Source organism: Pelagivirga sediminicola (genome assembly GCF_003072125.1).
GTDB lineage: Bacteria > Pseudomonadota > Alphaproteobacteria > Rhodobacterales > Rhodobacteraceae > Roseovarius > Roseovarius sediminicola.
The window spans coordinates 1-12514 of the sequence record NZ_QCYH01000027.1 but is presented as its reverse complement, the minus strand read 5'-3'; the positions used below and the strand labels follow the sequence as shown (position 1 = coordinate 12514).

Genomic DNA, 12514 nt, shown 5'->3' with positions numbered 1-12514 from the left:
GGCCGGACACATGACTGCTTCTGACAAATGCACAAATCAAATCAAAAATGTCTTGCTATGCAGGAGCCATCCACACATGACATTCGCTGCGGTAGCGATACGACTGCTCGTGAGGCAAGATGTGAAGGCTCACTGCTTCCAAGCAGATCCGGGTTGGGTGTGACGACCGGTTGGCTCCAAGTTCAAATTACGACTGCAATTGGTTGTTTACTGGCTGTCTTGCGATCGCGTTTGAGGGATGACTAAGGCGTCATCGCTTCGAATGGAACTACTTCGTCTGGCGACCTTTCAAAAAACAGCTTTTGGTTGCAATCCAGCGTGATCCGAACGAGTGTCTTTCTCGGTAACGTCCCATAAGAGATTGATGAATGAAGTTTTTTGCAGCGTACCCCTCTTCACCGGATCACATTTCAATCTCTATAGAAGAAACAGAAAAAACGAACTCCTCTCACATCCAGTTTGCGACCTGGCGTTCAACCTTCGGAGCCGGAAGGCTAATTGATCAGTCTGTTCTCCCCGAGATAGCTAAGGCTGATGGACTGATTTGCGATGTAAGTGTTCCAAATGAAAACGTCTTCTTTGAAATTGGTTTTGCTATCGGTAAGATGAAGCCGATCATACCAATCGTTAATACGTCTGTGCAGGATGCTGGAGATTACCTACGAAAAATAGGCCTTTTGGACAATGTTGGACAGATTAGATATGAGAATTCAGCCGACTTAGTCTACCAACTGCAGTCACACGCTGTGAACGGCGCGATCTTTGCAGAGCCAAACTTTGAAGTCTCAAGACAACCATTGTTGGTGCTGGATTCACTGCGGCGAAACGAGTTTAGTACAAAGCTCATTTCTGCGGTGAAGGATCTTGTGAAATTTTACCGTACGGTTGATCCACAGGAGGAATATCGTCTTTCAACTCGAGCAGCATGGGAACTTGTCAACGAGAGCAGTGCTGTCGTGGTCTCCGTTTACGACACTACTCGAACGGATCATTTATTTCACAATATCCGCGCAGCCTTTTTGGCAGGGTTGGCTATCGGACTAGACAAAGAGTGCACAATTCTAGTTGATCCAAACGCGAACAAGCCACTCGACTTTATAGATGTGTGCCAGACCATAAAGCACCCTGACGATATCCGCGAAGCAGTATCTGAGCTTGTTCCGAAACTCTATCAACGGCAATTGGGCGGAACTGGAAAAACGCGGGCTAAGAATAAGCGCCTAATTTCTCAAGTATCAGTGGGTTCAAACGCCGCCGAAAATGAAATGCGCGACCTAGAGGACTACTTTGTCGAAACGCACCATTTCAAGAATGCACTTGAAGGACGAGGACGGCTCGTTGTTGGTCGCAAAGGAGCGGGAAAGACAGCAATCTTCTGGCGAGTTCGTGATATTTCACGCCGGAAAAATAACGAGTTAGTTTTAGATTTGAAGCCTGACGGCTACCAACTGAGAAAATTCAAAGAGCAACTCGTCTCACTGCTGGCTGTTGGCACTAAAGAGCACACACTTACAGCATTTTGGGAGTACATAATCTATTGCGAAATTGTCCATAAGGTATTGGAAACAGACTACAAAAGACTATACGGTAGAGACCCCAAATTGACTCCCATTCTGGACGATCTATCGGAGCTAAGATCGGTTCTATTCGAGGCAAGGGAGGGCGATTTCTCCGAGCGAATGATGGGGCTAATCAAAGATATCAATGACAAGTTCTATTTGAGGCATGGGAGAGACGGAAGTACAGCGCTTCAGACAAGTGAAGTGACTGAATTGCTCTACGCAACGGACATTCACACAATTCAAAACTCTGTCCTTTCCTATCTTGAGACTCGTGATCGAACCCTCTTGTTAGTCGACAACATTGATAAAGGGTGGGGTGCACACGGCGTTGATCCAGATGACGTATTAATTGTTAGCACACTGATTGATGCCCTTCGGAAGGTTGAACGGAAAGCCGCGAAAAATAAAGCCAATTTGGACTGGCTGTTATTTCTACGAAACGACGTTTTTGAGTTGCTGGTCGATCAGCAGAACGATCGCGGCAAGGATGGAAAAATTGTTGTGGATTGGGATAGTGAGGCTGCTCTTCAGCAAGTCATAGAAGAGCGGATTAGGTCTTCCACGTTAGCTAGAACTGGCAAGTCCGTCGGATGGGCGGATATCTCTGTTCCAACGATTGAAAGTTTGGGGAGCATAGCTTGGTTAACAAAAAGGTCATTAATGCGTCCTCGATATCTCATTCAGTTGGTTGACGAATGCATAGGTCATGCGGATGTCTGCGGGCATGAACGAATTGAAGTTGAGGATTTAAAGGCCGGGTTTCGGAACTTCAGCCAAGACGTAATTGGAAACACGAGTTTCGAAATGCGAGATATTAGCCCAAGTTCTGAAGACGCAATATACGCGCTGATCGGCTTGGGAAGGAAGACGACGTTAGGGACGATAAAAGACGCTCTCACGAAGGAAGGTTATGGCGATCACCTTGATGAAATCGTTGATCTCTTCTTCTGGTTTGCCGTGCTAGGGGCATCTTCGCCCAATGGCGAAGAAAAATATATCTACGACTATAGATATGATCAGAAGTTGATCTCTAAAATGCGAGCGCGCGCAGATGGTGATGAAGAGGAAATTTTCATCAATCACGCGTTTGCAGAAGGCTTGGACTGCGTGGATTTGATTTAAGGCCGTGCCGCAATCTTTTTGTGTTTATGACGCCAGCTTGCCATCCCATCTATGCTGCGGCGCGGCGTTGCTAAGCAAGGTGGACGGCCGCTTTGGGCCGTCACCGTCGCCCAAGCCGTCCCAGTCTCGCCAGCTGCGCCAGCATTTTTGATCCCGAGTCTGCGGATCCTGTGCCGCCTCCGGAACCCGTCTGTCCCATGCCTTGCCGCACTGGCATTTGCTGTACGCCAAAGAACTGCCGCGCCCTGAGGGCTGCGTATTCTGCGCCACTGGCCCCGCCGATGAGGTAGCGATTGTAGGCCTGCTGGCTTCCCATGGCGGCGCGGGCAAAGCTGTAGCCGCCGCCGAGGCCACCGGAGAGGGCGGGCATCATGATGTTGCCGGAGATCGCGCGGACGATGAAGGGCGTGGCGATAATGAAGCCCTTGGCCATGAGCACCATCATGAAGAAGGGGATGAGCGCGCCGATGTTTGAGGCTCCTTCGGGATCGCCTAGTTCACCGATGAGCGCGGAGGAAACGCCTGTGATCGTTGCGAACACGCCTGCGACGACGATGGGGTATAGCGCAAAGGAGATCAGCGCGGACAGCCAGCGCGCGAAATAATCCTTGGTGACCTCGAAGAGGGTCAGGAAAATCATCACCGGGGCGATCCCGATCAGAAGCGCGATCATCAGTCGGGAGGCCACGAGGATGAAGGCGGCCAGTCCGCCGAGGATTGAGAGCAGAAGCACACCGACGATGTCAAGCATGGCGCCAGCCATCCAGTTCAGCTCGGACCCGGCAGCGTTTAGATAGTCGCCCAGCTCCGCGATCAGCCGGTCGAATTCCTCCGCGAAGGTGCCTGAAGGGCCCGGGCTGCCGCCGCCGACGGAGGCCACGAGCGCGCCCGCGATACTGTCGATCCCATAGAGAATGGCAGATGAGAACGCGTTGAACTGCATCCAGTTGGTCGCGAATATCCCGATGAGCCCGATCTTGACCGCGAGCCAGAAGGCTGTGTGCCCATCCATGGCCCGGTATTGATAGATCATGTTGATTCCGACGAGGATCACCACCAACGTTGTCCCCAAAACCAGGAGCGTGCCGACCGTTGCCGCAACCGCACCAAACTGGGTCTCAGCGGCGGTGTCGAGATAGGCCTGGGAGGTTTCAACGAAGTAGGTGACGACACTCATCGCGGGATTGCCTTACCAATTGCCTGCGGCGTCGCAGATGGCCTTGGCGGCAGTTCGGGCGGCGTTGGCGCGGCGATTGTAGCCTTCCGAGGCTTCGAGCATTTCCCACCGTTCGTCGCTCGCGTAGCTCTCCCGAAACATCGCCTCGGCCGCGTCCCAGGACGGGAACCGGGTCGCGCAGTCGCAGTTGCCGATCTCGACGACCCGCTCGAGGTTCTGGGCGCGATAGATGTCCTGAACCAGAACCCGCTGATAGGCTTGGCGCAGGGGGATCTCCTGCATCCAGACGGGCTCGGCGGGCCGGTCCGGACAGACGTCAAAGCTGCGATCGAGGGTTGGCACTAGGTCGCGCTCGGCAACGGCGAAGGCAGGCGTCAGGCTTAGGGCCAGTGCGGCCAAGGCGAGGTGCTGCGCCTGCCTCATGCCGTGGCTCCAGCGGGTGTGGTTTCGCGTTTCAGGAAAACGGTGTGCCCGATATTGGCGAATTCCGAAGTGCTGATCGACACCACCTCCCACCCGTCTGCGCCCTTCTCGTTCAGGCTGGCCTGCATGTCGGCAAGGCTGGTTTTGCGGGTCATGGGAAAGGACAAGATATCGTATTCAAAGGTCTTCATGGGGAAGCTCCAATCTCAGTTGCGCCGGGCAGGTAGAATTCGGTGATGCCGCGTTTGCCGTCATGGCGACCGGCCTGGATGATCACATCGATGGAATTTTCGATGTACTGGATCATGTCGGCATAGGTCATCGGGATTTCGGTCTTGAGTGCCGCGATCGCGAGCCGCTGCACGGCGAGTTGCGGGGTTTCGGCATGCAGCGTGGTCATGGACCCGCCATGGCCGGTGTTGATGGCTTCCAGAAAGGTCATGGCCTCCTTGCCGCGCACTTCGCCCAGGATGATCCGGTCGGGACGCATGCGCAGCGTGGCGGTGAGAAGCACATCGGCGGTCTGGAATTCCGCGTCGCGATTGGCGATGAGGGTCACGGCATTTGGCTGGGTCGGTAAAAGCTCGGCCGCTTCTTCGATGGTCACGATGCGTTCCTCGGCCGGTACGTGAGAGAGGATCTTGCGCGCGGCGACGGTCTTGCCGGTGGAGGTGCCACCCGAGACGATCATGTTGAGTTTGTTCTCGACGCAGAAGGCCAGCGCATCATCGATCAAACCCGCGGCCACCACCGCGCGCAAGGCGCGTTTTTTTTCGACGCGCAGGTCTTCGAGCTTGCGCTCTTTTCCGTAGAGGAAATTGAGCGCAATGCCCTCGAGTGGCAGGCTTGAGAAGAACCGCAGGCTGATCGACATGGCCGAGAGCACGGCGGGCGGGGTGATGACCTGTGCGCGGATCGGGCGCCCCTTGTAGGTGATCGAGACCGAGACGATGGGGCGGTCCTTGCTCATCGTGGTATTGGCCGAGGAGGCGATCTGGTTGCCGAGGTCCCTGACCTGAACGCCCGTCAGCCTCTGGTCCAGCGCGCGCATGAAGTGATCACCCTGGAATTCGCCCCAGCAGGTCCCGTCGGGGTTGATGCAGATCTCGATGACATCGTCGCGGGCGGCGGCGTCGATCCGGTCGAGCGAGGTTTCGAGATAGCTCAGCGACATCGGCTCAGAATATCTCCAGATCGCGATCGACCATGACCGTGACGCGTGCGCCTTGGTCGACATAGATGACGGGGCCGATGGAGAGGTAATCGCCAATGACGCTGTCCGTGGCATCTGCCAGATCATCGCCAACGTCTTCGAGAACGTCGGCGGCAGTCTCATCCTGGACCTCGGAGGCGGCGGCACTTGGCGCGGCCGAAATCAGCGAGATCAGGGCGGCCGACCCGAAACGCTCGGCAAAGCGCGTGTCCACGAAACCTGTGACACCGGAACGGCCCAGTTCATCACCTCCGAAGGAGCTGATCTGCACAGTCTGATTGTTGGGCAGGATGATCCGGTCCCATGCGATGGTGACGCGGCGCTGCGCGATATCGACGCCAGCGCGGTAGCGCCCGATGAGACGGGATCCGCGGGGGATCAAGAGGCGCGCGCCATCGACGCTGTAGACATCCTCGGACACCACGGCGCGGGTCTGGCCGGGCAGGGAGCTGTCGAGGGCGGTTTCCATGACGGCCTGGATCATGGTGCCCTGCACGATGGTGTTGGAGGGATTGGCGATCACCTCGGCCTGCGTCACCGTCGAGGGCAGCGCCCCGTTCAGCACGAAATCCGTCACCTCGCCGAAGGTGCGTTCGGTCAGAGCCGTTTCATTCGCTCCGGAGGCACCGCCAAAAGCGATGGTGGGCGAGGCGATGCGCCGCTCCTGGAAGGCGCGTTCCTCCGCAGCCCGGCGCTCCAGCTCGGCCATGCGCCGGGCTTCTTCCTCGCGGCGCAGTCGCTCTTGCTCGCGTGCGCGCAGCTCATCCTCCGTGGGGCCCGTTGGCGCGGGTTGCGGTCGGCTGGCCTCGAGTTGGGCCAGTTCCAGATCCATGCGGAGTTGCTCAAGGCTGCGATCCCGCGCCGTCAGTTCGTCCTGGAACCGTTGCTGTGCGGCTTCCGAGGCGGCTCGCAGCCCCGCGATCTGAGCGGTCAGCGCGTCGATCGCCTCTGCGGCGGCGGTGTCTTCCTCGACAGCTGGTTCAGGGGCGTTGCGCAATTCCTCGATCTGGGCCTGCAGCGCGGTGATCTGCGCCAGAAGCTCCGCGTTGGGCTCGACGGGGCCTGGTCCGACGAACACAACATCGGGCTCGGGCGGGGGCAAGGTCTCGATAGCGCCAAAGCCATCCCCTTCGTTTTGGAAGACGTCCGGAGTGGCCGTCGGCAAGGCTTCCTCTTCTTCGGGCTGTGAGAGGAGATAAAGCAGGGCACCACCCGCGCCGATGACGAGGACCACGACCAGCGCGAGAAGGGGCGACCGGCGCTGCGCCGCCGTGGGCGCGCGGGCACTGCCTTTCTCAAGGGCGGCGAGGCGTTTTTCCAGCTCGGTGTTCTCGGTATCGCTCATGAGGTGGCCTCCGCGGGCGGGATCGCCTCGATGCAGACCACCTCTTCGCCAAGTCGCAGGACCCATTGGCGGTTCACGCCGCTGACGCGGATCACGCCGTCTTCAGGAGTTTGCGTGTTGACCGTGCGCTCGCGGCCGACCGCGTAGCGGAAGATCGCGGGCACAGGCGCGTTTCTTGGAAAGGCGAAATACGTGAACGTCCCGTCATCCCAGATGCGGGTTGGCGTGAACTCGGTCCGCGCGCTGGCACCGTAATTGTAGTTTGGTGCTTGGGCGGCGATGGCCCGGGTCGGGCGCGCAGCGTCATCAGGATAGCGGAACTGCACCACATAGAAGGTTGGGCTGCGGACCTCCTCGACGTTGAAATAGTAGCTGCGCCTGTTCGTGTAGACCGTCACATTGGTATGGACGCCGCGCGCGACGGGCTTGATTGCAAATGCCTGACCACCGGGGACGCCATCGATCTCGAAGCCCTCGGTGTCGCCCGCGATGATCGAGCGGATGCTTTCACCCTCTCCAAACTCGATGGTGGTGACATGGGTGAGCGAGACGCTGAGGCGGTAGACCTGGCCTTCCTGGTAGGTGGCCAGCCGCACACGACTGTCATTTGGACCACCGCGCGGGATCGCTTCGGCAAAGGCAAGGCCGGGCAGCAAAATAAATATGGCAGCAACAAAGAACCTATTGATCAAACTAGTTCTCCAATCTGTCGGAGCGGATGGAATATTCGAGCACGGTAAACCCAAACGGATTGGTCCAGACCTCGTCGATGGAGCGACGGGTTTCGGGGCGGAACTCGAAGAGAAGCGTGGCGGTGAAGAGCCCGGTCTGGGTGCCGTTGATGGAGGTCAGCCGCTTGCGCAAGCGCACGGTGGCGCGGTTGGTGCCGATGCGACTGATGCTCAGGATTTCCACGTCGAGCCGGGCATTGGGGCCATAGACGGTCGGCGGATAGTTTTCATTTGCGCTGTTCCATATCTGGCGCAGCCTGCTCTCGGCGGCCCCGTCCGAGCGGCGCAGGACGCTGCGGATGCGCAGATCGTTATCGAGCTGATTGTAGATCTCCCGGTCGGTCACATAGCGGAAGACCTCCGCCTCGATGATCGCCTGGTTGGCGGTCACCGAGGAAGCGCCCACCGAGGCCTCGGGGAGTGCAAAGCCGGTGGCGGGATCATAGGGGACAACGACGGGGGGCGGATCGACATCGAGGATCGAGACAGCCGCGGCACTCAGACAGCCGATGATGCCGAAGACAAGGCCTATCAGGCCAAGACGCTGCCAAAGCCGTTCACGGCGCAGGGCACCGTAGACCAGCTCTTCCTCGATGATCTCTTGTTCACTCGCCACGCGTCACACCCCGCACTCACTCGGCCCGCAGCTCGGGCAGCGTGAAATCCATGAAGCGCTGCTCCTCGGCGATGGTGGCGGCATCGATCACGCCGCCGGTGCCATCGCCCACCGTTTGAATCGCTTCCAGCTGCCACATCGCCACGAGGGCGATGGCCAATTCAGCTGTCACGCGCGTGTTGAGATCGACGCTTTGCTTGAGTTCTTCCATGTCGTCGATGAGCCCGACGAGGCGGTCTACCCGCTCGAGCGATTGGCCGGCATCTTCATAGCTGTTCTGGGCGGCGGCTGAGACGAGTGCGCCGGTTGTGGCCTGCGTGGCCACACGGTTGGCCCCGGGATTGCCGCTGGTGGCCATTTCCGAGAGCGTGTCTTCATCGAAGCCGAGATCGGCCAGCACCCGGTCCATCTGGGTTTCGATTTCGCCTGCGCCGGAGCCCGAGAGGCCCGAGAAATCCCCAGTCTTGATCGCCTCAATCGTGGCGAGGATGTCCCCGAACTCCTGGTCGAGCAGACCGTTCAACTCGTCTTCCATTTCCGTCCGGATGATTTCGGGAAGCTCGGCAAGTCGGGTGAGCGCTTCATAGGTTCTTTGCAGCTCCGCGAGTTGATCCGTGAGAAGGCCGAGCTGTTCACGGAGCTGCGTCAGCTGCTCGTTTTGCAGGATCTCGTCTTCGATCATCTGCCGTAGCTGCTGGATGTTTTGCGCGATGTTCTGGGTATCGACGACGGGCACGCCTTGCGCGAGGGCAGGGGATAGGGCGCCAAGATGCAGACCAACCCCAAGTGTCGTGGCCAAAGCTGTCCTCAAGAGCAGATGTCCCATCATTCAATCTCCCTGATCGTAAAATCCATGAACGCGCCTTCGGCCATGCGGGCGCTGGCCTGGGCCAGCTCCTCGGCAGAAAGGACGCGGGTTCGTGCCGCCTGAAGCCGGATGCGTGCAGCGACGAGGCGCACGAGTTCGGCGCGGGCATAGGTGTTGAGTGCGATGCTTTCCTGCACATCCTCGGTCTCGGAAATCCGTTCGACGATATCGCGGATGCGCATGGCGGCTTGCCTGATCGCGGCGGGTGAGTTGCTGCCATAAAAGGCCGCGCCGTGCCCAGTGAGCGAGAGGTTGGCATTGGCCAGAAGCGCGGGGTCGATCGTGCCAAGCGCTTCGATCCCGCCAATACGGGTCAAATAGAGGTTATAGCGTTCGGGGATCACCTGGACGTAGTGCTGGGTCTCGCGGAAGGGTGGCACGCCGCCATACTCGAAAACCCGGCCGGGTCCGGCGTTATAGGCCGCAAGGGCGTTGATGATGTTGCCATCGAAGGTGTTGAGCTGTGTCGCGAGATAGCGTGCACCGCCATGCACCTGCAGGTAGGGGCTGTCATAGTATTCCGGATTGATGCCCAGATCGCTGGCGGTACCGGGCATGATCTGGGTGAGGCCAAAGGCGCCGACGGGTGAGCGGGCGCCAATCGTGAACCGGCTTTCCTGCCAGATGAGCGCCTGTAGGAGTGCGCGCCATTGGACCGGGGAGAGGCCCGCGCGGCCAACTCCCGCAAAGCCGCTGGTTTCCTGGGCGACGCGGATGATGAGCTGCTCGATGTTCTCGGCGGCGTCGCCGAACATCTGCGCACCGCCGGGATTGGGGTCGATGGCGGCATTGCCATAGACCGCCTCGACTGACCGGGCCGGATCCCCACTGCCGCTTTCCAGCCCCGAGACCATGGCGGGCAAGCCCTGACCGCCGAAGCTGGTCTGGGCATCGAGGATGCGTCGGAGGGTTTCCAGCTGTTCGCGCTCGATCTCGGCAATCAGTTCGCGCACGGCAAGCTTGTCGGCCTGAACAGCCAAGTCTGCCTCGCGATCGCCAGTCTCGACGATGTCACGCGCGGTCAGCCCACTGTCATTGGTCGGCACGCCTTGAGACAAGCCGAGACCGGGCAGCAAGCAAAACGCGAGGATATGAGGCAGGCTAGACTTCAATGTCGCCCTCCGGCGCATCTAGAGGCGTGAAGGTGCAATCAGGCGCGACAGGGGCTGTCGAGGCCAGGAAGGTGAAGCAATTGGCCTGCGGTTCCTGGTACTGGGCGCAGGAGGCCAAAGCGCCGAGCGCGGCGAGAAGAAACAGATTACGAATCATGAAAGCCTCCAGAAGTCTGGGCGGTCGCGGTAATCGGCGCCGACGAGCGCCTCGCCCTTTTCCATGCCGCCGAGGATGGTGAGATTGGGACCGAGGGCGCTCAGATCGGCATCGACGACGATCGAGCCCTGATCGTCGCGGATCAGTGCGAGGCGGCTGTTGCTGCCCGTGTTGAGAAGGACGTCGAGCTCCTTCTCTGTGAGGTTCAGCATGGCGTAGTCCGAGGCGTTGGCGCGGATATTGGGCAGCAGGATCTGGGTCGGCACGGCCTCGACGATGGTCTTGCCGGTCCGGGTGCGCTCGAGTTGGCTTGCGTATTGCGTCATCATCACCGCGACGGTGTTCTGCTTGCGCGCAGTCACGAGCCAGTTCGACAACCGTTCGGCGAAATATGCGTTGTCGAGCGCCTTCCAGGCCTCGTCGATCACGATGATGGTGGGGCGGCGGTCCTCGATCTCGCGCTCGACCCGGCGGAAAAGATAGGACAGGACCGCCATCCGTTCCTTGTCGGCCTCGCTGTCGAGAATGCCGGTCAGATCGAAGCCCACGACATCGCCTTTGAGTGAAAAGGTGTCCTCAAGGCTCTGCCCGAAGATCCAGCCATAGCGGCCGTCTTCGGTCCACTCGAGCAGGCGCTGGTGCAGATCGCCGCCGTCATCCGTAGACACAAAAAGCGATGCGAAATCCCGCCAGTTCCGCAGGGCCGGATTGGAGGCCTGCGCATTCTGGCGCACGACTTCCTGGATGCGGTTGGTCTGTGCGGGCGTCAGGGGCTTGTCAGCGCGGTAGAGCAGGGTGGCAAGCCAGTCGGTGAGCCAGGCGGTGCCGCGCGCATCGGTCTCGGTCCAGAGCGGGTTGAGGCCCGTGGGCTGACCGGCGTTCAGGGACGCGTAGCGCCCGCCATTTGCGCGGACGGCCATCTCCATACCGAGGCGGTAATCGAAGACGAAGATCCGTGCGCCCGCGCGACAGGCTTGGGTCATCAGGAAGGCCGACAGCACCGATTTGCCCGACCCGGGCCGCCCCATGATCAGGGTATGCCCGCTGGTAGGTTCTTTGTCGGGCGATCCCTGCTCGTGATAGGAAAACCGGTAGGCGCTCTGCTCCGGCGTGGGCAAATATGTGACGACCCGGCCCCAGGGAGTTTTCGGGGCGGGCTTGCCAAGCTGCGTTCGGTGAAAGGCCGCGAAATCAGCGAAGTTGCGATTGGTGACGGCGCTGGCGCGGACGCGTTTGGGCTGGTTGCCGGGATGCTGGCTGAGGTAATGCGCCTTGGCCGCGACCCGCTCGCCGATCATTTTCACGCCCTCGGTCGCGGCGGCGTTCACGATCTCTGCGCAGAGGGTCTGCAGCTCATCCAGCGTGTCGCAAAAGAGCGTCACGACCATATGGTGCTCGCCGAAGCTCTGGCGCTTGGCCTCGAGATCATCGGCGGCGATGTCGAGGGCTTCCATCAGTGAGAGGGCGGCGTCCTGGCTCGCCTGCATCTGCCGCTTTTGCCGCTTGATGCGGCCCGCCATGAGGTTCGAATTGATCGGCGTGAAGGAATGCGTGACGATCATGTCGACCGGCAGGTTCAGCATGTCGAACATGGTGCAGGAGGTGGCCTCGGAGTATTCCCCGATCGTGAAGCTCTTGCCGTAGCGATGGCCCACCACGCCTTCCGAGAGCTCGAAATGGTCACCGTGGAACGTCACGCGGGTATTGGCGACGTTGAAGGACAGAAAGCCGTAGGTATTGGCCGGGTAGAGCGGCAGCTCGGTGCCCGTGTTGAGCGCGCCCAAAAATCCCACCAATTCCCCCGATGCAGCTGACAGCAGGCGCGGCTTGAGCTCGGTAAGCCCCGAGAGGAAGACGTTCACGGCCTCACCGAGGCGCTGCAGGCGTTTGCGGGTCTCCTCCTTCAGTCGGTCCGGCGCGCTGCGGCCGAGGTGCGGCAGGAGGCTTTTCGGAGGCGGGCGGTGAATGACGGTGAGCGTCAGTGTTTTGTCGCGGAGCCCGCTGGTCTCGAGTTTCGCGCGCCAGCGCCGGTCCACCTCGCCCGCGAAGCTGTCCTCACGGATGGGGTCGAGATCAGGTTTGATGGCCTTGGAGACCTTGTGGACGTAATATGAGAACGGCGGTGCGAAAGTCGGCCGCGGTAGCGGCGGGATGAGCCTGCTGCGGGCGGCGTAAAAGTCGTCCACCT

Annotated in this window: 12 protein-coding genes; 1 reads left to right on the top strand and 11 read right to left on the bottom strand. The window is 59.6% G+C overall.

Going from position 1 to position 12514, the window contains the following annotated elements; all coding sequences use genetic code 11:
• Positions 1 to 368: 368 nt before the first annotated feature.
• A complete protein-coding gene (locus DC366_RS19750; RefSeq protein WP_133176247.1) occupies positions 369 to 2684 on the top strand; it encodes a P-loop ATPase, Sll1717 family in 2316 nt (771 codons plus the stop codon).
• Between the two features lie 100 nt (positions 2685 to 2784).
• Here the strand turns inward: DC366_RS19750 and DC366_RS18605 are convergent, their stop codons facing one another.
• From DC366_RS18605 to DC366_RS18560, 11 genes are all read right to left on the bottom strand, one after another.
• Complete coding sequence (locus tag DC366_RS18605; protein WP_056037075.1) at positions 2785 to 3861, bottom strand: TrbL/VirB6 family protein; 1077 nt, start codon at positions 3859 to 3861, stop codon at positions 2785 to 2787.
• Positions 3862 to 3873: 12 nt separating this feature from the next.
• Positions 3874 to 4284 carry a hypothetical protein gene (locus DC366_RS18600; protein WP_108693660.1) on the bottom strand — a complete coding sequence of 137 codons (411 nt, stop codon included), beginning with the start codon at positions 4282 to 4284 and terminating at the stop codon, positions 3874 to 3876.
• The gene (locus tag DC366_RS18595; protein WP_108693659.1) at positions 4281 to 4475 is read right to left on the bottom strand and encodes a DUF4177 domain-containing protein; all 195 of its coding nucleotides are present in this window, start codon (positions 4473 to 4475) and stop codon (positions 4281 to 4283) included. The genes DC366_RS18600 and DC366_RS18595 overlap by 4 nt, the downstream gene beginning before the upstream one ends.
• The gene (locus DC366_RS18590; RefSeq protein ID WP_108693658.1) at positions 4472 to 5458 is read right to left on the bottom strand and encodes an ATPase, T2SS/T4P/T4SS family; all 987 of its coding nucleotides are present in this window, start codon (positions 5456 to 5458) and stop codon (positions 4472 to 4474) included. The genes DC366_RS18595 and DC366_RS18590 overlap by 4 nt, the downstream gene beginning before the upstream one ends.
• Positions 5459 to 5462: 4 nt before the next feature.
• Complete coding sequence (locus DC366_RS18585) at positions 5463 to 6842, bottom strand: TraB/TrbI/VirB10 family type IV secretion system protein (RefSeq protein ID WP_108693657.1); 1380 nt, start codon at positions 6840 to 6842, stop codon at positions 5463 to 5465.
• Positions 6839 to 7534: a TrbG/VirB9 family P-type conjugative transfer protein gene (locus DC366_RS18580; protein WP_108693656.1), complete on the bottom strand. Its 696-nt coding sequence runs from the start codon at positions 7532 to 7534 to the stop codon at positions 6839 to 6841. Before DC366_RS18580 ends, DC366_RS18585 begins: the two co-directional genes overlap by 4 nt.
• Before the next feature lies 1 nt (position 7535).
• Positions 7536 to 8189, bottom strand: coding sequence for a VirB8 family type IV secretion system protein (locus tag DC366_RS18575; protein ID WP_108693655.1), 654 nt, complete (start codon positions 8187 to 8189; stop codon positions 7536 to 7538).
• Between the two features lie 16 nt (positions 8190 to 8205).
• Positions 8206 to 9015: a type IV secretion system protein gene (locus tag DC366_RS18570; protein ID WP_108693662.1), complete on the bottom strand. Its 810-nt coding sequence runs from the start codon at positions 9013 to 9015 to the stop codon at positions 8206 to 8208.
• Positions 9015 to 10169 carry a lytic transglycosylase domain-containing protein gene (locus DC366_RS18565; RefSeq protein ID WP_243405225.1) on the bottom strand — a complete coding sequence of 385 codons (1155 nt, stop codon included), beginning with the start codon at positions 10167 to 10169 and terminating at the stop codon, positions 9015 to 9017. The genes DC366_RS18570 and DC366_RS18565 overlap by 1 nt, the downstream gene beginning before the upstream one ends.
• Positions 10159 to 10326 carry a hypothetical protein gene (locus DC366_RS20010; RefSeq protein WP_165802962.1) on the bottom strand — a complete coding sequence of 56 codons (168 nt, stop codon included), beginning with the start codon at positions 10324 to 10326 and terminating at the stop codon, positions 10159 to 10161. The genes DC366_RS18565 and DC366_RS20010 overlap by 11 nt, the downstream gene beginning before the upstream one ends.
• Positions 10323 to 12514: VirB4 family type IV secretion system protein (locus DC366_RS18560; protein ID WP_243405224.1), on the bottom strand; the 2192-nt coding region annotated here is incomplete at its 5' end. The genes DC366_RS20010 and DC366_RS18560, both read right to left, overlap by 4 nt.

Excerpts from the sequence above, each read along its gene's own strand:
- DC366_RS19750 (WP_133176247.1), top strand. The coding sequence starts at position 369 with ATGAAGTTTTTTGCAGCGTACCCCTCTTCACCGGATCACATTTCAATC.
- DC366_RS18605 (WP_056037075.1), bottom strand. The coding sequence starts at position 3,861 with ATGAGTGTCGTCACCTACTTCGTTGAAACCTCCCAGGCCTATCTCGAC.
- DC366_RS18600 (WP_108693660.1), bottom strand. The coding sequence starts at position 4,284 with ATGAGGCAGGCGCAGCACCTCGCCTTGGCCGCACTGGCCCTAAGCCTG.
- DC366_RS18595 (WP_108693659.1), bottom strand. The coding sequence starts at position 4,475 with ATGAAGACCTTTGAATACGATATCTTGTCCTTTCCCATGACCCGCAAA.
- DC366_RS18590 (WP_108693658.1), bottom strand. The coding sequence starts at position 5,458 with ATGTCGCTGAGCTATCTCGAAACCTCGCTCGACCGGATCGACGCCGCC.
- DC366_RS18585 (WP_108693657.1), bottom strand. The coding sequence starts at position 6,842 with ATGAGCGATACCGAGAACACCGAGCTGGAAAAACGCCTCGCCGCCCTT.
- DC366_RS18570 (WP_108693662.1), bottom strand. The coding sequence starts at position 9,015 with ATGGGACATCTGCTCTTGAGGACAGCTTTGGCCACGACACTTGGGGTT.
- DC366_RS20010 (WP_165802962.1), bottom strand. The coding sequence starts at position 10,326 with ATGATTCGTAATCTGTTTCTTCTCGCCGCGCTCGGCGCTTTGGCCTCC.